16 protein-coding genes, 1 tRNA gene and 1 rRNA gene are annotated in these 20,227 nt (G+C 68.4%); 9 read left to right on the top strand and 9 right to left on the bottom strand.

Annotated elements, in window-relative coordinates; translation table 11 throughout:
- Position 1: 1 nt before the first annotated feature.
- From H6726_07075 to H6726_07085, 3 genes are all read right to left on the bottom strand, one after another.
- Positions 2-75 (bottom strand) — tRNA-Ile (locus H6726_07075).
- A gap of 331 nt (positions 76-406) precedes the next feature.
- Positions 407-1,968: ribosomal RNA gene (locus tag H6726_07080) — 16S ribosomal RNA — on the bottom strand.
- 469 nt (positions 1,969-2,437) lie between these two features.
- Positions 2,438-2,887 (bottom strand): D-tyrosyl-tRNA(Tyr) deacylase, encoded by a 450-nt coding sequence (locus tag H6726_07085; GenBank protein MCB9657398.1) that lies wholly within the window; start codon positions 2,885-2,887, stop codon positions 2,438-2,440.
- Between the two features lie 92 nt (positions 2,888-2,979).
- Here H6726_07085 and H6726_07090 point away from each other — a divergent pair, with 92 nt between their 5' ends.
- Both H6726_07090 and H6726_07095 read left to right on the top strand, forming a co-directional pair.
- On the top strand, positions 2,980-3,597 hold the full coding sequence (locus tag H6726_07090) for a dephospho-CoA kinase (protein MCB9657399.1): 618 nt from the start codon (positions 2,980-2,982) through the stop codon (positions 3,595-3,597).
- A complete protein-coding gene (locus H6726_07095; protein ID MCB9657400.1) occupies positions 3,594-4,712 on the top strand; it encodes an SDR family oxidoreductase in 1,119 nt (372 codons plus the stop codon). The genes H6726_07090 and H6726_07095 overlap by 4 nt, the downstream gene beginning before the upstream one ends.
- 71 nt (positions 4,713-4,783) lie before the next feature.
- Here the strand turns inward: H6726_07095 and H6726_07100 are convergent, their stop codons facing one another.
- Both H6726_07100 and tldD read right to left on the bottom strand, forming a co-directional pair.
- Positions 4,784-6,127, bottom strand: coding sequence for a TldD/PmbA family protein (locus tag H6726_07100; GenBank protein MCB9657401.1), 1,344 nt, complete (start codon positions 6,125-6,127; stop codon positions 4,784-4,786).
- 39 nt (positions 6,128-6,166) lie between these two features.
- On the bottom strand, positions 6,167-7,609 hold the full coding sequence (tldD, locus tag H6726_07105; protein MCB9657402.1) for a metalloprotease TldD: 1,443 nt from the start codon (positions 7,607-7,609) through the stop codon (positions 6,167-6,169).
- 86 nt (positions 7,610-7,695) lie between these two features.
- Between tldD and H6726_07110 the strand changes: the two genes are divergently transcribed.
- Entirely contained in the window at positions 7,696-8,079 is a 384-nt protein-coding gene (locus H6726_07110; protein MCB9657403.1) for a TerB family tellurite resistance protein, read from the top strand.
- A 15-nt stretch (positions 8,080-8,094) separates the two neighbouring features.
- Here the strand turns inward: H6726_07110 and H6726_07115 are convergent, their stop codons facing one another.
- A complete protein-coding gene (locus H6726_07115) occupies positions 8,095-9,555 on the bottom strand; it encodes a DUF2330 domain-containing protein (GenBank protein ID MCB9657404.1) in 1,461 nt (486 codons plus the stop codon).
- A 45-nt stretch (positions 9,556-9,600) separates the two neighbouring features.
- Positions 9,601-10,329 carry a dienelactone hydrolase family protein gene (locus H6726_07120; GenBank protein MCB9657405.1) on the bottom strand — a complete coding sequence of 243 codons (729 nt, stop codon included), beginning with the start codon at positions 10,327-10,329 and terminating at the stop codon, positions 9,601-9,603.
- Between the two features lie 376 nt (positions 10,330-10,705).
- Here H6726_07120 and H6726_07125 point away from each other — a divergent pair, with 376 nt between their 5' ends.
- From H6726_07125 to H6726_07140, 4 genes are all read left to right on the top strand, one after another.
- Positions 10,706-11,704, top strand: coding sequence for a ketoacyl-ACP synthase III (locus H6726_07125; GenBank protein ID MCB9657406.1), 999 nt, complete (start codon positions 10,706-10,708; stop codon positions 11,702-11,704).
- Positions 11,705-11,736: 32 nt separating this feature from the next.
- Entirely contained in the window at positions 11,737-12,753 is a 1,017-nt protein-coding gene (locus H6726_07130) for a hypothetical protein (protein ID MCB9657407.1), read from the top strand.
- 141 nt (positions 12,754-12,894) lie between these two features.
- Positions 12,895-13,647, top strand: coding sequence for a hypothetical protein (locus H6726_07135; GenBank protein ID MCB9657408.1), 753 nt, complete (start codon positions 12,895-12,897; stop codon positions 13,645-13,647).
- Positions 13,648-13,650: 3 nt separating this feature from the next.
- Positions 13,651-15,342, top strand: coding sequence for a hypothetical protein (locus H6726_07140; GenBank protein ID MCB9657409.1), 1,692 nt, complete (start codon positions 13,651-13,653; stop codon positions 15,340-15,342).
- Positions 15,343-15,600: 258 nt separating this feature from the next.
- On the opposite strand, the gene H6726_07145 is transcribed toward H6726_07140, so the two are convergent.
- Both H6726_07145 and H6726_07150 read right to left on the bottom strand, forming a co-directional pair.
- On the bottom strand, positions 15,601-15,918 hold the full coding sequence (locus H6726_07145) for a peptidylprolyl isomerase (GenBank protein MCB9657410.1): 318 nt from the start codon (positions 15,916-15,918) through the stop codon (positions 15,601-15,603).
- A 68-nt stretch (positions 15,919-15,986) separates the two neighbouring features.
- Positions 15,987-16,832, bottom strand: coding sequence for an N-formylglutamate amidohydrolase (locus tag H6726_07150; GenBank protein MCB9657411.1), 846 nt, complete (start codon positions 16,830-16,832; stop codon positions 15,987-15,989).
- A gap of 304 nt (positions 16,833-17,136) precedes the next feature.
- On the opposite strand from H6726_07150, the gene H6726_07155 reads away from it, so the two are divergent.
- Both H6726_07155 and H6726_07160 read left to right on the top strand, forming a co-directional pair.
- Positions 17,137-18,372: an SPFH domain-containing protein gene (locus tag H6726_07155; GenBank protein MCB9657412.1), complete on the top strand. Its 1,236-nt coding sequence runs from the start codon at positions 17,137-17,139 to the stop codon at positions 18,370-18,372.
- A 132-nt stretch (positions 18,373-18,504) separates the two neighbouring features.
- Entirely contained in the window at positions 18,505-20,190 is a 1,686-nt protein-coding gene (locus H6726_07160; protein MCB9657413.1) for a protein kinase, read from the top strand.
- The last annotated feature ends 37 nt before the right edge of the window (positions 20,191-20,227 follow it).

Genomic DNA, 20,227 nt, shown 5'->3' on the forward strand with positions numbered 1-20,227 from the left:
GTGGGGCACGCTAGACTCGAACTAGCGACCTCACCCTTATCAGGGGTGCGCTCTAACCACCTGAGCTAGTGCCCCGGGGAAACCGGTGAGACGGGCGCCATAGCGGCTTACGTCCTCGGTCGTTCCCTGCGAGGTAGCTCCGCTACCTCTCAGTCACTCCCTGTGGGCGCGCTCGCTCTGGCATCCCGTCTCACCGGTTTCCCGGCAACGTGATGGTTCAGAGAGCAAACGCCCGGACGGGCTACCTGGGATGCCACCTCGTGGTGGTTTCAGGATTCTCTCGCGTGTTGTCAACGAGCGGAGCGTTCGGCTTGCGCGGAACGCTGTCGGTCGCTGAAAACTGAAACGGAAACTACTCTTTGCGCGGGTTTGACCGAGCTGACTTCCGAAGAAGTCGATGCTCCTTAGAAAGGAGGTGATCCAGCCGCAGGTTCCCCTACGGCTACCTTGTTACGACTTCACCCCAGTTACCAAGCACTCCTTGGGGACCTGCCTCCCTTGCGGGTTAGCGCAGCCACTTCTGGAGCACTCGACTCCCATGGTGTGACGGGCGGTGTGTACAAGGCCCGGGAACGTATTCACCGTCGCCTGCTGATCGACGATTACTAGCGATTCCGCCTTCATGCAGTCGAGTTGCAGACTGCAATCCGTACTGAGGCCGGCTTTTTGCGATTCGCTCCCCCTCGCGGGCTCGCTGCGCTTTGTACCGACCATTGTAGCACGTGTGTAGCCCCAGACATAAGGGCCATGAGGACTTGACGTCATCCCCACCTTCCTCCGGGTTAACCCCGGCAGTCTCATTAGAGTGCTCGGCCGAACCGTTAGCAACTAATGACAAGGGTTGCGCTCGTTGCGGGACTTAACCCAACATCTCACGACACGAGCTGACGACAGCCATGCAGCACCTGGATTAGAGCTCCCCGAAGGGCACCCCCGTATTTCTACAGGGTTCTCTACTTTTCTAGCCTGGGTAAGGTTCTGCGCGTTGCGTCGAATTAAACCACATGCTCCACCGCTTGTGCGGGCCCCCGTCAATTCCTTTGAGTTTTAGCCTTGCGGCCGTACTCCCCAGGCGGTGTGCTTAACGCGTTAGCTACGGCACCGCAGAAGTCAAATCCCGCGACACCTAGCACACATCGTTTACAGCGTGGACTACCAGGGTATCTAATCCTGTTTGCTCCCCACGCTTTCGCGTCTCAGCGTCAGTAAGTGTCCAGAAAGCCGCCTTCGCCACTGGTATTCCTCCCGATATCTACGAATTTCACCTCTACACCGGGAATTCTACTTTCCTCTCCACTACTCTAGACATGGAGTTTCGAACGCAGTTCCTGGGTTGAGCCCAGGGATTTCACGTCCGACTTTCATGCCCGCCTACACGCGCTTTACGCCCAGTAAATCCGAGCAACGTTTGCACCCTCTGTATTACCGCGGCTGCTGGCACAGAGTTAGCCGGTGCTTGCTAAAGAGGTACCGTCAAGCCTGGAGCCTATTCGAAACCAGGGTTTTCGTCCCTCTCCACAGAGCTTTACGACCCGAGGGCCTTCATCACTCACGCGGCGTGGCTGGGTCAGGCTTTCGCCCATTGCCCAATATTCCTCACTGCTGCCTCCCGTAGGAGTCTGGCCCGTGTTCCAGTGCCAGTGTGGCTGATCATTCTCTCAAACCAGCTACCCGTCTTCGCCTTGGTAGGCCATTACCCTACCAACTAGCTGATGGGACGCAGGCTCATCCTCCGGTGGTAGCTTTCAAGAAGAGGCCACCTTTTCCCACTGCCCCCGAAGAGGCCGTGGTCTTATGCGGTATTAGCGCTCCTTTCGGAACGTTATCCCCCGCCAAAGGGTAGATTACCTACGTGTTACTCACCCGTGCGCCACTCTACTCAGTCCGAAGACCTTTCGCGTTCGACTTGCATGTGTTAGGCCCGCCGCTAACGTTCGCTCTGAGCCAGGATCAAACTCTCCAGTTAAAACTGTTGAGCATCCTGTCGGGACACCTCAAAGATGTGCCCCTTGGTTGCTGCTTTGCAACAACCCTCTCGGATACGGTTCTTATTACCTTGTCGACTCTCGCCGACTTGGGACCCGCGCAAATTTGCGAGTAGTTCCGATTCAGTTTTCAACGACCGACTTCATCGCCGCTTCGGTTCTCGAAGCGGGTCACCAGCTTTCGGGGCCGGTGGGGCGCGGTTAGTAGTCCCGCGCCGTGCGCCTGTCAAGTCTTTTTTCTTTGAGTCCGTTCCGCGTCCGCTGGGGGTGGGAACCGGGCCGATCACGTCGGCCGTGGAGACTCATGCTTCGGCTTGTCAGGGCCCTTCGTTGGCTGCGCCGCCGAAGGAGCCGGTTTCTAGCATTCGCTCTCAGGGGCGCAAGGATGATCTCGTCTTGGCTTGTCGATTCCGTACATTCGCGCGTCTTTTCGGGCAATTCCTGGTGACGATTCAGTAGAGCTTGCGGCTGTCCACCTGGATCGTGACGGGCCCGTCGACCTCGCAGCGGACGCTCATGCTCGCGCGGAAGCGTCCCGTCTCGACCTCGAGTCCACTCGCGCGCAGCTGGGAGACGACGTCTTCATAGAGAGCCTCCGCACGCTCGGGAGGCGCCGCGGCCGTAAAGGACGGGCGACGGCCCTTCCGCACGTCGCCGTAGAGCGTGAACTGCGAGACCACGAGCACGGCGCCGCCCACGTCCGCCACCGAGCGCGACATCTTGCCTTCCGCGTCCACGAACACGCGCAGCCCCGCGATCTTCTGGACGACGTAGCCCACGTCGTCGGCCGTGTCGTCCGCGCCCGCCCCCAAGTACACGAGCAAGCCCTGGCCGATGGCCCCGACGATGTCAGCGCCCACCACCACATCGGCCCGACTGACTCTCTGAATGACGGCGCGCATGAACCGAGCATGACGCGAGCGCCCTGCCCGAGCACGCCCCCCGCCGAGCACATGGCTTGCCTTGGCGAACGGCATGAGCGTACACCAACGCGATGACCAAGCCTGTCTACGGCCTCACGGGGGGTATCGCGTGTGGCAAGAGCACCGTCGCGGCCATGTTCCGAGAGCATGGCGTGGGCATTGTAGACGCGGACCAGCTCGCTAGAGAGATCGTCGAGCCCGGGACGGAGGCGCTCACACAGATCGTCGCGACCTTCGGTACGGACATCGTGGGCGACGACGGGCGACTTCTCCGAAAGAAGCTCGGTGAACGCGTCTTCGGGGACAAGGAGGGGCTCGCAGCGCTCAACCGCATCACCCACCCGCGTATCGCCGCGCTCGGCATGCAGCGCCTCATGGAGCTGCAAGGCACCGACGCCCCATACCTGCTGTACGAAGCAGCGATCCTGATCGAGCAGGGCATGGCCAAGAGCTTCGCGGGCCTGATCGTGGTGCACGTCGGCGCGGAGGTGCAGCTCGCGCGCCTGATGGCACGCGACGGTGCTGGGGAAGCCGACGCCCAGGCACGCATCGCCAGCCAGATGCCGCTGGCTGACAAGGTGGCGCTGGCCGACTTCACCATCGACAACAGCGGCACCGAGGCCGAGACGCGCGCTGCGGTCGACGCCCTGCACGCCGAGCTGCTTCGTCGCACGAGGAGCACCCCATGAGCGACCCTTGCATCTTGGTCACAGGTTTTCCCACCAGCTTTCTCGCGCTGCGCGTCGTCCGCAAGCTGCTACGAGACGCGCCCGAGTCGCCGCTGCGGCTCGTGGTTCAGAGCAAGTCCCTCGAGCGGGCCACCGCCCTGTTGGCTCAGATGGACGGCTTCAGCGCCGAGCGCGTCCGCGTGTACGAAGGCGACGCCGCGAGCATCGACATGGGACTCTCCGGCCCCGAATGGCTCGAGCTCTCCCGCGAGGTCAACGTCATCCATCACTGCATGGCGGTGACCTACCTGGGGGCAGACCGTGAGTTCGCCGTCGCAGCGAACGTCGGTGGCATCCGCGAGGCCGTCGAGCTAGCCGAAGCCGCGCCGCGCTTCGAGCGCCTGGTGCACTGGTCGAGCGCACTCGTGAGCGGGGCCAAGCGCGGCTACGTCCTGGAGGAAGACCTCGACGCCAGCCGCGGGTTCCGCAACGTCGTGGAGAAGACCCGCTTTCAGGCAGAGCGCATCGCACGGGAGGCGCTCGACCAAGGGCTACCGGTGACGATCCTACGGCCCAGCCTGGTCGTGGGTGACTCGCTCACGGGCGAGATCGACCGTCTGGAAGGCCCGTACCTGCTCGTCACGCTGATGCTGAACGCGCCGACGGACCTGCGCATCCCCATGCCGGGCCCGGGGGACGTGAAGCTCAACCTCGTGCCGATCGACTTCGTGGTGGACGCGGGCTGGCACATCGCGGGGCTGCCCGACTCCATCGGAGAGACCTACCACCTCGTGGACCCGCGCCCGCTCACCACCCGGCGCATCTTCGAGCTGATTGCCGCCCGCACGGGGCGCCAGCCTCCGCGGGGCTTCGTTCCTGCCGGGTGGGCCACGACGCTGATGCGTACCCCAGGCCTCGAGCGCTTCGCGAACATCCCACGCACGTTCCTCGAGCATCTGTTGACGGACGTCGTCTATGACGACCGCCACACGCGACGCGCGCTCGAAGGCACGGGTATCGTGTGTCCCCCCTTCGAGAGCTACGCCGACCGCCTCGTGCAGTACGTAGAGGACCGCGAGGCGGCGCGTCGCCACCACGAGGTGGAGACGCTGGTGGAGTCCGACCCCCTCGAGTGAGCGCCCGCGCGTGGGAACGACGCGTCTCGGCGGAGGCGAACGCGTCATCGGAGTGAGCGTCCGGCTGGTTCCTAACGTCCCGCGACGGTCATGGCGCTGACGCGGAACGTCGGCGCTGCGATGCTCGTGCGGAGGTCCAGGTCGCTGGCCACGCCGTCGATGCGGGCCAGGAGCTGATCGAGATTGAGGGAGATGGTGACCTCGCTGACCGCGTGCCCGAGCGCGCCGTCCTCGATGAGGAAGCCGCTCGCGCCGCGGCTGAAGTCGCCCGTCACCGCGTTGAACCCGAAGCCCATCATCTCCGTGACGTACAGCCCGCGCGGCGTGCGCGCGATCAGCGCCTCGGCGGACTCCTCGCCCGGCTGCAGGATGAAGTTCGTGGTGCTGATCCCTACCCCACCCGAGCTGCCACGCGACGCGCTGGCGGTGCTGGGCATGCCGAGCTTGCGCCCACCGTAGGAGTCCAGGAGGTAGCTGGCGAGCACCCCCTGGTCGACGACGAGGTTGCGACGCGACGCCAGCCCCTCGCCGTCGAAGCGGCGGGACCCCGGGGCACGATTGATGAGCGGGTCATCGACGATGGTCACCAATGGACTGGCGACCGTGCTCCCCAGGCGCCCGGCGAGGTAGCTGCTCTTGCGCCAGATGCTACTGCCGTTCACGCAGCTGGCCACGAGGCCCAGGATGGCGCGGCCGGCGTCTGGATCGAAGATGACCGGCATCTCGGCGCTCTCGATCTTGCGGGCACCGAGCTTGCGCAAGGTACGCCGCGCAGCCTCACGGCCGATCTCCACCTCGTCGTCGAGCTCGGCCAGGTACCTGCGCGCCGACCAGTGGAACCCACGGCGCTTCTTGCCGTCGCTGTCCTCGGTGAGCGGGTTGACCACCAACGACACGTAGGTGCCCTCGGTGTACCCGCGGAAGCCACCGCTGGTGACCAGCGCGCTCCCACCGACCGCGCGGCTGACGGACGCCCCCTCGCTGTTGACGATGCGCGGGTCGTAGTCGCGCGCGGCCTTCTCGGCGCGCACAGCCAGCTCGAGCGCCCGCCCGGCCGTGAGCGAGCCCATGTCCGGGTCGTACGTGTCGAGCGCCACCCAGTCCGACTCGCCGCTCAGCAGTTCGGGCTCCGGGCCTCCCGCGAACGGGTCGGGTTCACTGAGCTGGGCCAGCTCCAGCGCGTCTTCCACGAGCCGCGCCCGCCCCGCTTCGGTCAGGTCGCTGGTGTAGCTGACAGCCACCTGCTGACCGACCATCACGCGCAGCCCGATGGCCCGCGACCCCGCCTCTTCGACGAGCTCGGGCTCGCCGAGCCGCACCTTCACGGACAGATGCGCGCCCTCTCGCACGCTCGCCTCTGCCACGCTGGCGCCGCCCTCGACGGCACGCGCCACGATCTCGTCACCCAGCCGCAGCAGCTCGCCGCTGCGCTCGTCTGCGTTGCTCTGCGTCATTCAGCCCCCGAGCTCCGTGCCACCCACGGTGACGGCCGAGATCTTCACCGTTGGACACCCGACGCCGACGGGCACCGACTGCCCATCCTTGCCGCAGGTCCATATGCCGTCGGAGACCGCCATGTCGTTCCCGAGCATGGTGACCTTGCGCATCACGTCCGGCCCGTTGCCGATGAGGTTCACGCCCTTGAGCGGCGCTGTGATGCGCCCGTCTTCGATGAGGTAGCCCTCGGTCAGCGAGAACACGAAGTCCCCGTTGGTGATGTCCACCTGTCCGCCGCCGAACTTGCGGGCGTAGACCCCGCGCTTGACGCTGGCCACGATCTCGTCAGGGTCGCTCTCGCCGTTGAGCAGCAGCGTGTTGGTCATGCGCGGCATGGGGTGGCTGCGGAAGCTCTCGCGGCGCCCGTTGCCGGTCGGCGTGACCCCGAAGAACTTGGCCGAGTGCTGGTCCTGCATGTAGCCCACGAGCTTACCGCGCTCGATCAACGTGGCGCTGGTCGGGGTCTCGCCCTCGTCGTCGACGTTGATGGTGCCGCGCCCCGAGAGCAGCGACCCATCATCCACCACCGTACACAGCTCGCTCGCGACCTGCTGGCCGATCGCGTCCGCATAGTTGCTGGTCTTCTTGCGGTTGAAGTCTGCCTCGAGCCCGTGACCGACCGCCTCGTGCAACAGGATGCCGCTGTCACCTGGCGCGAGCACCACCTCCATCTCGCCAGCGGGCGCCTCACGCGCGTCCAACATGGCGATGGCCTGGCGCACGGCCTCGGCCGCGTGGGCCTCGGGGGTGTGCTGCTCGAGGTACTCGATCCCGGTGCGCCCGCCGCCGCCCGACGAGCCGCTCTGGCGCTTGCCGCCCGCCTCGGCGATGACGCTCACCCCGAAGCGCACGAGCGGCTGGCTGTCCCAGGCAAAGTGGCCTGCGCTGGTGGCCACCAGGATCTCCCGCAGCTCTTCGCTGAGGCTGGCGTTGACCTTGATGATGCGCTCGTCCGCCGCGCGGGCCGCCTTGTCCGCACGCTCCAGGAGGGCCCGCTTGGCCTTGCCGTCGACGTCCAGGGAGTGCTGCACGATGGGGTAGCGCGTGGGCAGCGCGCGCGCCTCGAGCGCCACGGGTGGGATGCTCTTGCCGCCGCGCGCGATCTGGGACGCCGTGCGCGCCGCGTGCGTGAGGGCGTCCCACTCGAGGCTCTCGACGTAGGCGTAGCCCGTGGCGTCGCCCTGCATGACGCGCACGCCGAGGCCCATGGTCACGTAGCGTCCGGCCGACTTGAGCAGGCCCTCGTCGTAGCCGTAGCTCCCGTTGACCGCGTACTCGAAGAAGAGGTCGGCGTAGTCCCCCCCCTGAGCGAGCGCCACGGCCAGCAGGCGCTCGGCCAGCGCGCGGTCGATGGGGGCGCTGCCCCCCTGGGCGAACGGTGCCTGGTATCGAGATGTCATGAAGGTGGCACCATACCAGGCTCCCCCGTCACGCGCAGCGCGCAATGACGCTTCCTCTCCCGTGGGGCTTCGGTTAGAGTCGCCGCATGCAGGACTATCAGGAAGCCATGGTGAAGTCCCTCGTCGCCGTCGCCTGGGCCGATGGCAAGGTGGAGGACGAAGAGACCGAGGTGATCGACGCGCTGATCTCGGCGTTCGAGCTGGAGGGCGAAGACGCCGACGCGATCCGCGAGTTCGCCAAGACGCCCCGCACGCTCGACGAGATCCCGCTGACCGAGCTGAGCCTGCACGACAGGCGCATGCTCTTGCAGCACGCTGTCATCGTGACGTTCATCGACGGTGAGCAGAGCGCGGAAGAGGTCGCCCTGCTGGACGACCTGCAACACAGGCTGCACCTGGATGACGGCGAAGCGAAAGAGCTGCGCGAGATGGCGACGTCGCGCGCACAGCGGCTGCTGCAGCTGATGTAGCCACGCCCGGGGCCCTCAGAGGAGGTCTTCCAGGCGGACACCTGGGCCAACGCCGGGCCCGTTGTTGCCGCCCCACTGGTTGCGTCGCGGGGCTCGGCAGCGGATGGGCCCCGTCCAGCGGTGCTTGATGATGAAGCGCACGCTGTACTCGTTGGCGGGCGCAGGCCGCGGCTGCCGGAGGGACCTCGCTCGGTCGGCGCTCTCGAACCCCCCGGCGATGGGACGCCCGCGCTGGAACACGAGGTCGTCGGGCAGGCCCGCCGGCCCGTACCGATAGTGCAGCCGAGTGAGGACGAAGTCGCGATAGCGCTGCTGGCCCTCGGCGCTCGACCATCCGACGTGGCCGGGCAGCTGGCCGGCGCCGAGCGCGTCGAGGGTGCTGGGGTTGACCCCCGTGCGCGCGCAACCGAGGCAGCTGGAGCTCGAACGCTGCGGCACGACGGGCCCCGCGTACTCCGTGAAGACCGCGCGCGGGGTGTTGCGCGACATGGTGGCGAACAGGCGCTCGTACATGGCGTCGAAGTCGCCGGCGGAGCCCTGGCCGTAGCGGCGGTTGGTCGGGACGAAGCGGTTGCGATAGTTCGCGGTGGTGTAGCGCCCCTCGGGCGACAGGATGTGGATGGCCAGGTCCTGCTCGCCGCGGCTGTTCGCCAGCCCCAGTCGCACGGGCAGCGTGAAGCGCTCGCTGTCGTAGTGGAAGCGCAACGGCGACAGCATGACACGCCCCGACCGCAGCCCAGCCGCGTGGGCTGGGGAGAGGGCCGCCAGACGCGCGACGTTGATCTTCGCGACGAAGAACTTCATGCCCTCCTCGAGGTACGGCCGGAACGCCCGCTCGGCACCCTCGGGCACGGCGTAGCGCTGCTCTCGGAGCCAGTTCTCGAGCCCCAGCGAGTCGCTCGCGCTCAGGATCACCACGTCGTACTCACCCGCCTGGAATTGTGCCTCGACGCGCACCGACGGAGGCTGCGCCGCCTCGCGGGAGGCGTTGTCGGCCATCGCGACGCCTCCGCTGGCGGCTACGCTCGCCCGTAGCCCCAGCCCCGTGCCACGCGACGCAGGACACGGGTCCTGCTCCCAGAGCTCGACGACGCGCGGCTGCGCAGCGACCTGGACCTGCCGGAACACGGACGGGTGCAGCGTGCGCACGTCCCCTTCGTGCAGCACCACCGGCACGGGGACGATCAGCGCGAAGTCCTCGGCTGGTCCCAGGTAGTCGTTCTGGAACGCGACCACCGTACGCGTGCCCTCGCGCATGAGCGCGACGACCGTCTCGCGGTTGGGCAACGCGGCCCGCTCCACCGGGCCGGTCCGCGGCATCGGCCGCACCATCATGCCGCACATGGCGGCGACAGGCGCTGGCAGCAGGGACGCGGGCAGGAACACAGCGAGCCCCGTGAGCAGGAGCGAGCCCAGGGTGAGTGCGTGAACCAAGCGCGCCCCCACGGCGCGCCAACCGAGTGTCGGTCTGTGCATGGACCCTACGATACACAGGAACGACCGGACCTTGGGTGCTGGCGGTCACGGGGCCATGACGAACGCGAACGCGGCGCGCAGCACGTCGGGGTCGCGCGGGAGCGTGTGGGTCCCGGGGTAGTGCGTGAGCTGCGTGGGTACCCGCGCCGCGCGCACCGCATCGTGGGTGCGGGCAATGCCGCGCCGCCGTACGTCGGAGTCGTCTTGTCCGATGGCGAACGCCACCCGCACGGAGCGCTCGCGCATGATGTGGAAGCCGCGGCCGCGCACGCGCGCGCTCGATCGGGCGCCGAGCACGACCGCTCCGCGGTAGATGTCGGGGTGCCGGGCCAGCAAGGCCCAGCTGGTGTCGCCCCCCAGCGAGAACCCCGCGAGGTACACGCGCTCGGGATCGAGCGCGAAGCGCTCACGCGCCGTGGCCAGATCGCGCTCGAGCCGCGTCTCCATCCAGCCGACGTAGTCGCCGAAGCGTGGCAGGTAGTGTTCCGTCGTGGGCTGCCCCGCCGGGAGGACCGCCAGGTAGCGCGCGAAGGGCACCGCGCCGCTCAGCCAGTTGAACTGGCCCGCCGCGGTGCCGTTGGTGGCCGCCAGGAAGACGACGACCGGCACGCGCTCCCCATCCGCGGGGGCGCCTCCCACGAGGCGCAGCTCGGACGCCACGTCGAAGGACGACGGCCGGACCTGCGCGCGCGTCGGACCCGTCGCGCGCAGCGCGAGCGGCAGAGAGAGCGCAAAGGCGAGGAGAGCGGCGGGTCGGACGACGGCGCGGGGCATGACTCACCCTACCCGAGCGACGAGCGAGGAACAGCGCCTAGGACTTTTTCCGTAGGCCGTGCGAAAAATCGCTGGACACGGGATTGCCACATTGCTAACCAACGGGTGCGCGTAGGCCTTTGACCGGTTAGCGTGCGCAGGCCCGGGCATCCTGCAGTCCCTCCCCTCCTTGCACCCCCGGGCCTGACCTAATTCCACCGCCCGAGCGCCTTTGCTCGGGCGGTTTTGTTTTGTGCGTGGGGGGCGGCTCCAGGGACGGCTTGGGGATGCCTTTCGGGCGGGGTGCTGCTAGTCTCGCCGGCTACTTCTGCCGTGGCGTGAAACACGCGCCCGGCTGATCCCCGCTCCGAACGAAGGAGCCTCACGAGGAGTTCCCATGTTGCGTACCGCCATTCTAGGAGTGGGTCATCACGTCCCCAGCAAGGTCGTCACGAACGACGACCTCGCGAAGATGTTCGAGACCAGCGACGAGTGGATCCAGCAGCGCACGGGCATCAAGGAGCGTCGCTTCATCGACCACGTGCCCTGTGGCCCGAGCGACCTCGCGGTGCCGGCCGTCCAGATGGCGTGTGAGCGCGCCAAGATCGACGTGTCCGACATCGACGCGATCATCTTCGCCACGCTGTCCCCGGACTACACCTTCCCGGGCAGCGGCGTGCTCCTAGGTGACAAGCTGGGCCTACCCGGCATCCCCGCGCTCGACATCCGCAACCAGTGCAGCGGGTTCCTCTACGGCCTGCAGGTCGCGGACGCGTGGATCCGCACGGGGATGTACAAGCGCGTGTGCCTCGTCGGCGCCGAGGTGCACTCCACCGGACTCGACTTCAGCAACGAAGGGCGTGACGTGGCCGTGCTGTTCGGCGACGGGGCCGCGGCGACCATCCTGGGGCCCACCGAGGACCAGAGCCGCTGTGTGCTGGACGTGCAGGTCCACGCGGACGGGAGCGGCGCCAAGCTGCTGTGGATCGAGTCACCCGCCAGCTGCGAGATGCCACGCATCACGCACGAGATGATCGACAACCGCAGCGTGTGGCCCTCGATGAACGGCCCGAAGGTGTTCCGCTGGGCCACCAGCAAGATGCCCGAGGTCGCGCAGGCCGTGCTCGAGCGCAACGGTGTGACCGTCGCCGACCTCGCCCTCCTCGTGCCGCACCAGGCCAACCGCCGCATCAACGAGATGGTGGCGCAGAAGCTCGAGGTGCCCGCCGAGAAGGTGGTCCACAACATCGAGAAGTACGGCAACACCACCGCCGCCTCCATCCCGCTCGCGCTCAGCGAGGCCATCGGTGACGGGCGCGTCAAGGAGGGCGACCTGGTGCTCTTCGCAGCCTTTGGCGCTGGCTTCACCTGGGGCGCGGGGCTCGTCCGCCTGTGAGCGGCGCACGCTGACGCCACCCCGTGTCCGACATCCACCGCGACCGTGTCGCCGTCGTCATCAACGGCAACGCCAAAGACGTCACCCGGGAGCTGGTCGACGTCCTCGACCAGATCATCGCGAGCGGCGATCTCTTCGTGAGCCGTTCCCTGGAGGAGGGTCGTGAGATCGCGCGCGAGATCGTCGCGCGTGGCTATCAGACCGTGCTGACGGGGGGCGGGGACGGCACCTTCTCGCAGATGGTCACCGCCGTGGTGCGCGGCTGCGAGGAGCAGGAGCTGCCCTGCCCACGTTTCGGCTTGCTGCGACTGGGTACGGGGAACGCGCTGGCGTGGGTGTTGGGTGCGCAGAAGCACCACCGTGGCGTCGTCGCGGACCTGGGGCGCCTGCGGCGTGAGGGCGGGCACCGCGATCTGCGCCTGCTGGAGGTTGAGGGCACGCTCGCGCCCTTCGCGGGGGTGGGCGTGGACGCGCTCGCGCTCCGGCACTTCAACGAGGTCCGTGACATCGTGGCGAAGGTGCCGGTGCTGCGACGCTTCGGGCGCGGGCGCTTCAGTTACTTCGTCGCCATCGCGGGCCGCACGCTGCCCGAGGTCCTGGTGCGGTCGCACGCACACATGCGCGTCATCAACGAGGGTGCGGACGCCTATCGCTTGGGACCCAACGGGCAGCCGGAGGGGGATCCCATTCGCCGTGGGGAGACGCTCTTCGAGGGTCTGGCGCGCGCGGTCACGTTCTCATCCATCCCCTACTGGGGCTTCGGCTCGCGCATCTTCCCGTTCGCCGACGACCGAGAGGACCGCTTCAACCTCCGCGTGGTGAACCTCGAGTCCGCGGACGTGGCGCTCCACATTCGCGAGATCTGGAAGGGCACCTACCGCACCCCGCGCCTGATCGACTTCTTGGTCGACGACGTGCGCATCGAGAGCGACGAGATCCTCCCCGTGCAGATCGGCGGGGACGCAGCGGGCACCTCCCGCTCCATCCGTGCTCGGCTCTACCCAGAGCCCATCGCCGTAGTCGACTTCTACGCGCCACCCCGAGTGTAGCGCCGTCACTGGCCGCCCCCCCGCAGGCCAGAGCGCAGCGTGAGCGCGAACAGCTCGTCGGACCGCGCCGGGATGCGTTGACCGCGAGGGGCAGCCTTCGGTAGCATGCCCACCCGAACCTGTGTGAACCTAAGGGGTTGCATGCCGTCCCAGTTCTCTCCCGTGCATCCACCGGCCACGGATCCGCCGCGCCGCGCCGCACCCGCGATCAGGGTGCGCCCGGTCCTCGCCTGGGCTCTCGTCTCCGCGCTGGCGTTGGCCATCGTGGGCACCCACGCGAGCGCGACCCCCGTACGCGGAACGGTCGCTCTGCCGCCGAACGCGGCGGGTTCCTCGACCGCGCCTGCGCGCCGCGATCACTATTGGAACGTGTGGGCCGAGCTGCTGGACCCGGCTCCCGCGCGCGTGTCGACGGAGCGCGAGGTGACCATCGTACTGACGGGGGAAGGCAGCCCTCGCTCGCAAGGGTGCAGCTACCTCATCGAGGGGGGCCAGTTCCTGCCGCGCACGCTCGTGGCGCAGGCCAACTCGCGCATCTCTCTCGAGAACCGCGATGGAACGGCGCACGAGGTGTTCTCCGAAGCGCTGCCCGCCATCACGCCGCTGCGCACCGCGCCTGGCCGGGCACGCGAGATCGCCGTACCCGACGCGGGTCGGTGGGACCTCCGAGACCGGCAGTACCCACAGGTCGGCGGGCACCTCGTCGCGGTCCCCGATCTGGTGTCCTGCGCCACCGTGAGCCCCCGGGGCGAGTGGCGCTTCGCCGAAGTCGCCGCCGGGACGTACACGTTGCGCGTGTACCGCGCAGGCGAAGAGGCCCACTCTGCTCCTTTGACCGTCGGCGCACACTCACGCGAGCTCGTCGTCGATCCCATCCTCCTCACGGGTAACTGAATCATGCTCTCTCGCCTCTGGTACATCGTCCTGGCCGCGCTGTTCGCCACCGCGCTCATGGCGACCATGCTCGCGCAGAACGCGTACAACCGCTCGTTCGCCACGCGCCTGAGCGACGATCTGGTCCGCGATCGCACCGAGCTCGAGCTGTGGCTGCGCCTGGAGGCGCGCACACGTCTGGACGCCATCGCCCCGCTGGCTGCGAACGGTGACGTGCGTGCTGCGCTGGCCGCCGCGACCGATCGCCGCGACCGCACCGTGGTGGACGCGCCCTTGCGCGCTGGCCTCGAGCGGCAGCTCACGCGCCTCAACGACGCGCTTCAAGAGGGCAAGGCCGACATTCTTTTCGCGGTCGACCTGCAGGGACAGATCATCGGTCAGGTCGGGGGGACCGCCCCTCCGCCGCAGGCGAGCCTGGAGGCCTTCCCAGTCGTCACGCGGGCGCTACAGGGGTACGCCACCGACGACGTCTGGAACTACAACGAGCAGCTCTACCGTGTCGCGACGCACCCCGTCGCACACAACGGGCGCTACGTGGGCGCGGTGATCCACACCGCCGAGCTGAACCAGACCTTCGCGGAGCGCTTGGCCGGCCGCATCCCGGGTGCCAGCGTCGCGTTCTTCATGGGCGATCGGGTCGCCGCGAGCTCGACCCCACGCGACGTCGTGGGAGCACCCGGGACACCGGAGTTCACCGCTGGCCTCCCCGCAGCCCACGAAGATGCTGCGTACACCGAGGGCAACGCCAGCGCGCCGGTACCGCTCGGTGACACGGCGCTGGCCATCTACGCCCCCGTGACCGGAACCGCAACGCACGTGGGCGCGGGCTATGCCGTAGGTCGTCCGCTGCACGTCGTGCAGTCGCCGATGGCGGTGTTCGACAACGCGACCCCGGAGGACCGCGACAACGTCCCTCTGCCGGGCATCGTCCTCGTGGCGCTGTTGCTCGGTCTGCTGGGCATCCTCTTCAGCTTCCTCGAACATGATCGGCCGCTGAAGAAGCTGCGGGCGGGCGTGCTCGCGCTCAGCCGGCGCGAGATCGATCGCCTGGACATCGCGGCGTATGCGGGCGGCCACCGACAGATGGCAGACCACATCAACACGGCGCTCGACAAGGTGGCCACGGAAGGGCGAGCCGCGGCGCCGCGCGTGGCGGCCAACCTGGACGAGATCCTGGGCGCCGCACCCGCCGAGCGCGAATCGGTGCCGTACTTCGGCTTTGCGACCGACGACAAGGCGAACGCCCAGGCGATCCCAGACGCGCCCCCCGCGGCCCCGCCTGTAGCGCCGCTCGCCGCGCCGCCCCCAGCTGCCCACCGGCCGCCGCGCGCCCCCGCGACCGCGCCCGCGGCCCCGCCGCCAAGGCGCCCTCCGCCCCGGCGCCGCGGCCCGCCCCGGCCACTCCGGCCCCTGCTCCGGCAGCATCGGCGCCCCCCATCCCGGCCGCACCGACACCCGCCGCGCCCCCCGCCCCTGCGGCCGCTGCGCCCGTGCCGCCGACTCCTCCAGCTCCGGCGCGCGGGATGCCCCCCGCGCCGAAGCCCCTCGAGTTCGACGACGAAGACGGCGACGACGAAGACGCTACGATGGTCGCGTCCATCCCCCAGGAGCTGCTGGCACAGAGCTCGACCGAGAGCGCCGCGAACGAAGAAGAGCGTCACTTCCGCGAGGTTTTCGACCGCTTCGTCGCGCTGAAGCAGGAGTGCGGCGAGAGCACGGCCGGCCTCACCTTCGAAAAGTTCGTGGTCACGCTCCAGAAGAACCGCGACACCATCCTCAGCCGGCACGAGGCGGCGCGGGTTCGATTCACCGTCTACACCAAGGCGGGTAAGGCAGCGCTGAAGGCCACGCCCCTGAAAGAGTGACCTTCACGCGGTCCAACGGGCTCGCCCAACGTACACGCGCAGAGCGCTGCGCCGAGGGGGCTGCGGCGCTCGTGGCGCGCCGTGACGCTCAGCCGGTGCGCTTGATGATGTGGTAGCCGAAGTCGGTCTCCACGACGCCGCTGACGTCCCCGACGTTCATCGAGAACGCCGCGTCTTCGAAGGGCTTCACCATCGATCCCCGTCCGAACGCGCCCAGGTCACCACCCCCGCTCCCGCTCGGGCAGTCGCTGTGGGCCCTGGCGAGTCCCGCAAAGTCCGAGCCCTGGTCGAGCTGAGTCTTCAGCTCGGCGATGAGCCGCTCGGCGTCCGCTTTGCTGCGGGTGGCGGTGGAGCGGGCCGAGCCGGCGTACATCAGGAGGATATGGGAAGCGCGAACCTGCGACATGACGACTCCTCGTCCACGCCTTCGATCGCGCGGACCTTGGCCAGACTATCAGCGTCGGCTGCCCGGCTCTACCCCGTGTTGCTGCTCGGTGTTGGGCGTGGCAGCCGCCCGAGACGCGCGACGAGCTGACGGAGGCTCGCGCGGAGTGCCTCGAAGTGTTGGTCCTTCGGTCGGCTGTCGCGCTCATCCATGTACAGCGCGCGGTTGAGCTCGAGTTGCACGGCATGCACGCCCTCGCTGGGACGTCCGTAGTGGGCGGTGCTGTGCCCCCCTCGGTAGGGTGCGTCGTGCGCCACGCTGAAGCCCGCGCTGCGGAAGTGGTCGTCGATGGCGTCGATCACGCTCACGGCAGCCGACGAGCGACCGAGGCTTCCCGGCACGATGTCGGCCCGCGTGAGGATGGGCCCGCCGCGCACGTCGCGCCCCATGGACGGCATGGAGTGCCCAGCCAACAGGATGGCGAAGCCGTGGCGCGCGACGGTCTCGTCCAGCAGAAGGCGAAGCTGTGTGTGATAGGGCGTGTAGAACAGCTCGATGCGCTTCGCGTAGCGCTCTGCGCTCAGCGGCCGACGCAGGACGGGCGCGCCGTCGGTCGCGATGCGCCAGATGACGCCCCGCCCGCCTGGACGGGGCACCCGCGGACCACGCAGCACCGAGAGCGGGTCGACGTCCGTCGCAGCGCGGTTGAGGTCCACCACGTAGCGGGAGACCTTGGCGCAGAGCAGTGTGGCGCCGACCTGTGGCGCGTCTGCGAAGAGCTCGTCCACCCAGGGATCGGCGTCCCGCATGAGAGCGTCCTTCGGCGCCAGCAGCTCGTCGGCCACCTGCTCCGGCACGGCGAGGCCCGCATGCGGCACCTCCACCACGACCGGGCCGGGGTCACCCTGGGGCCGCACCAGCTCGAAGAAGGACATCCGGCGAGGTGTATCGCGGAACGGTCGTCACGGAAAGCGGGCGCACCCTGACGCATGGTGGACCGCACTGACCCTCACACGCCCCCGGTGCCTGCGCGCCCCCTGCCGCCGGCTGCAGCGCCTGCGCTGGACACCGGCCGCCCCCGGGTAGGGAATAGACCGGCACGTGGGGCGTACAACGGTTCGTTCCGGCTCGGCGGGTGAGGTGCACTGTAGTCAGGCGCCGCGCACTCCGGTATGGTGTCCCCACGCGCACTCACATCCATGTGCGGAAGAGGAGTCTCGAATGGTCTTCGGAAGGGTTATGAACTTCGTCAAGGACGGCATCCAGGAGATGCTGATCCAGCGTCCGGACGACAAGAAGAACCTGATCGTCTACAAGCACCCCGAGAACACGATCCCGACGGGGGCGCAGCTCACGGTGGACGCCGACGAAGCGGCCGTGTTCTTCCGCGACGGTGGGCTCGTGGGCGCGCTGCGGACGGCGGGCGTGGGCCAGCGCCACACCCTGACCTCGCAGAACATCCCCATCCTCGGCCGCCTGGTCGACAGCGTCACGGGCGGGAACATCTTCGTGACGGACCTCTACTTCGTCACCATGCGTCCCATCTACGGGCAGCGCTTCGGCGGCGCGCTCGGCTACATCGAGGATCCGATGCTGGGCGAGATGGTGTCGCCGCGCATCTTCGGCGAGTACGCGTTCCGCATCTTCGACCCCGAGCGCTTCATCGTGAACTACGTGGGCCTGCAGCAGACCGGCACCAACGAAGAGGTCGCGCGCTGGCTCACGGGCAAGTTCATGAACTCGGTCACCACCGTGCTCGGCGAGGTGATGGAGGCGGAGCAGAAGAGCATCCTGCAGCTCATGCGTCTCCAGCAGCAGCTGGCGCAGACCTTCCTGCAGCGCTGCCCGGACCTCAACGACATCGGTGTGCAGATCACCGACGTGGGCGAGTTCCGGGTCAACCTCGATGAAGAGGAGGAGGCGCAGCTCAAGGCCGCGCAGGCGGAGATCGGCTCGGCCAAGCGCGCGGCGCGGGCAGCGCAGATCGGCATCAGCACGGCCCAGGCGCAGGCCGCGCAGAAGCAGTTCGAGCTGGACCAGCAGTTCCAGCAGGACGCGCGCTACGTTCAGGGCCTGGCGGGCGGCAACTTCGGCGCCTACGCGGCCGGCAAGGCCATGATGGGCGCAGGCGAGGGCATGGCCAAGGGCGGCGGCGAAGGCGGCGGCGGTGGCGGCATGATGGCCGGCGCTGGCCTCGGCGCGGGCTTCGGCATGGCGAACATGATGATGGGCTCCATGCAGCCCGGTCAGCAGATGCCCCAGCAGCAGCCTCCCCCGGCTGCGGCGGCGGCCCCGGCAGCGGCTGGCGGGACGGTGCAGTGCCCGGGCTGCTCCGCGAACGTTCCTCCTGGCAAGTTCTGCGCCGAGTGCGGCACCAACCTGAGCCCCGCGCCGCGCTTCTGTCCGTCGTGCGGCACACAGGGCGCGGCCGGCGCGAAGTTCTGCGCGAACTGCGGCACGGGCTTCCCCGCTTGACGCGGGGTCACTCCCGCACAGCCCCGCACGGCGAAGTGGCGCTCGATACGACGCGCCGCTTCGCCGTTGCGCGTTTGCGCGCAGCGTGGTTGCGCGCGGGTCGACCACGGATGGTAAGCTGACGCGATGCGAATGTGTCCCGCATGCGCCTCGCGCTTCTCGCAGGAGGTGAGGTTCTGCCCGACGGACGGGCAGCCGACCCAGCCGCTGCCCGAGGAGCCGACGACCGCCACGGACCCGCTCTTGGGCACCGTGGTCGACGGGCGCTACCGCGTGGACCGCGTCCTCGGTGAGGGCGGCATGGGCGTGGTCTACGCCGCCATGCACGTGACGCTGGGCAAGCGCGTGGCGCTGAAGGTGCTGCGCGGCGAGATGGCACGCGACGACGAGGTCGTGCAGCGCTTCGTGCAGGAGGCGCAGGCGTCGTCATCCATCGGGCACGCGAACATCATCGACATCACCGACTTCGGTCGCCTGCCCGACGGAACGTCCTACTTCGTCATGGAGTACCTCGAGGGGCAGTCCCTGACGCAGCTCATCGAACAGGGCGGGTCGATGAACGGCGACGAGGCCCTAGGGATCATCGAGCAAGTGGCCTCGGCGTTGAGCGCCGCTCACGGCCGCGGCATCGTCCACCGCGACCTCAAGCCGGACAACATCTTCCTCATCCGACGCGGGCAGCAGAACCACTTCGTCAAAGTGCTCGACTTCGGCATCGCGAAGGTCGGGGGGGCGAACAGCAAGCTCACCAAGACCGGCATGGTGTTCGGCACGCCACACTACATGTCGCCCGAGCAGGCCGCCGGTCAGACCATCGACGCGCGCACCGACATCTACGCGCTCGGCATCATCATGTACGAGATGTTCACGGGGACGCTGCCGTTCGACGGCGACACGTTCATGGGCATCCTCAGCAAGCACATGTTCGAGGCCCCCGTGCCGCCGCGTGAGAGGGTCGCAGCCGCGCAGCTGCCAGCCGAGCCCATCATCCTGCGGTGCTTGGCCAAGCGTCCCGAGGAACGCTACCCCAGCATGGACGCGCTGATCGGGGACCTGCGCGCGGTGGACTCCATCGCCCCCGTCTCCATCGGCCGCTCCGCCAGCCAAGCGCCCCCCCCCCGAAACGTGGCGGGCAAGCTGGCGACGCCCTCGTTGCGCCGACCGACCTCCGGCTCCCACGGCGGCGGTCGCGGAAAGTGGGTAGTGCTCGGAGTCGTCATGGTGCTCTTGCTGCTGGGGGGCATCGGCGGCGCGGCCATGGCGTTGATGCAACCGCGAGGGGCGGACCCACAGACCGCAAACGCCGACGTGCCGCGCGTCGTGAGCGAAGTGACGCCCCTCCCCGCACAAGGTGGTGCGAGCGGTTCGCCCGCAGCGCAACCAGCCGCCCCGGAGCTCCCCGCCGCCGGCACCGTCCCAGGACCCCCGTCGGACGAGGTGGTCATCGAAGCCCCACGCGCTCTGATCCGAATCACGACCGACCCACCAGGCGCCATGGTCGAGCACGATGGCGCCCTCATCGGCAACACCCCGCTCGAGCTCCCGCGGCCGACCGACGATGCATCGACGGCGCTCAACGTCACGCTGGACGGGTACGAGCCCGCGCGTGTGGCGATCTCGGCGCACTCGCCAGAGTCCATCGAGGTGCGCTTGCAGGAAGAGTCGCGCTCGCGTCGCGGCCACTCGCGCCCCGATGGCACCCGGGTCGCCTCGGACACCCCGCCCTCCGTTCCTCCGCCGGCAGCGAACACGCCGCAACCGCCACCTACCATGGCGCAGCCTCGCGTGACTGACGTGGTGGACCCGTGGGCACACTGAGCCGCGGCTCACGCTCTCGTCATCTCACCCCTACTCG

Source organism: Sandaracinaceae bacterium (assembly GCA_020633055.1).
Taxonomy (GTDB): domain Bacteria; phylum Myxococcota_A; class Polyangia; order Polyangiales; family Houyiibacteriaceae; genus JADJJE01.

What these genes read in the sequence shown, in the direction of transcription:
- tldD (MCB9657402.1), bottom strand. Translation starts at nt 7,609, where the DNA reads ATGACATCTCGATACCAGGCACCGTTCGCCCAGGGGGGCAGCGCCCCC.
- H6726_07150 (MCB9657411.1), bottom strand. Translation starts at nt 16,832, where the DNA reads ATGTCCTTCTTCGAGCTGGTGCGGCCCCAGGGTGACCCCGGCCCGGTC.
- H6726_07115 (MCB9657404.1), bottom strand. Translation starts at nt 9,555, where the DNA reads ATGCACAGACCGACACTCGGTTGGCGCGCCGTGGGGGCGCGCTTGGTT.
- H6726_07085 (MCB9657398.1), bottom strand. Translation starts at nt 2,887, where the DNA reads ATGCGCGCCGTCATTCAGAGAGTCAGTCGGGCCGATGTGGTGGTGGGC.
- H6726_07110 (MCB9657403.1), top strand. Translation starts at nt 7,696, where the DNA reads ATGCAGGACTATCAGGAAGCCATGGTGAAGTCCCTCGTCGCCGTCGCC.
- H6726_07135 (MCB9657408.1), top strand. Translation starts at nt 12,895, where the DNA reads ATGCCGTCCCAGTTCTCTCCCGTGCATCCACCGGCCACGGATCCGCCG.
- H6726_07140 (MCB9657409.1), top strand. Translation starts at nt 13,651, where the DNA reads ATGCTCTCTCGCCTCTGGTACATCGTCCTGGCCGCGCTGTTCGCCACC.
- H6726_07090 (MCB9657399.1), top strand. Translation starts at nt 2,980, where the DNA reads ATGACCAAGCCTGTCTACGGCCTCACGGGGGGTATCGCGTGTGGCAAG.
- H6726_07120 (MCB9657405.1), bottom strand. Translation starts at nt 10,329, where the DNA reads ATGCCCCGCGCCGTCGTCCGACCCGCCGCTCTCCTCGCCTTTGCGCTC.
- H6726_07145 (MCB9657410.1), bottom strand. Translation starts at nt 15,918, where the DNA reads ATGTCGCAGGTTCGCGCTTCCCATATCCTCCTGATGTACGCCGGCTCG.
- H6726_07125 (MCB9657406.1), top strand. Translation starts at nt 10,706, where the DNA reads ATGTTGCGTACCGCCATTCTAGGAGTGGGTCATCACGTCCCCAGCAAG.
- H6726_07160 (MCB9657413.1), top strand. Translation starts at nt 18,505, where the DNA reads ATGTGTCCCGCATGCGCCTCGCGCTTCTCGCAGGAGGTGAGGTTCTGC.
- H6726_07095 (MCB9657400.1), top strand. Translation starts at nt 3,594, where the DNA reads ATGAGCGACCCTTGCATCTTGGTCACAGGTTTTCCCACCAGCTTTCTC.
- H6726_07155 (MCB9657412.1), top strand. Translation starts at nt 17,137, where the DNA reads ATGAACTTCGTCAAGGACGGCATCCAGGAGATGCTGATCCAGCGTCCG.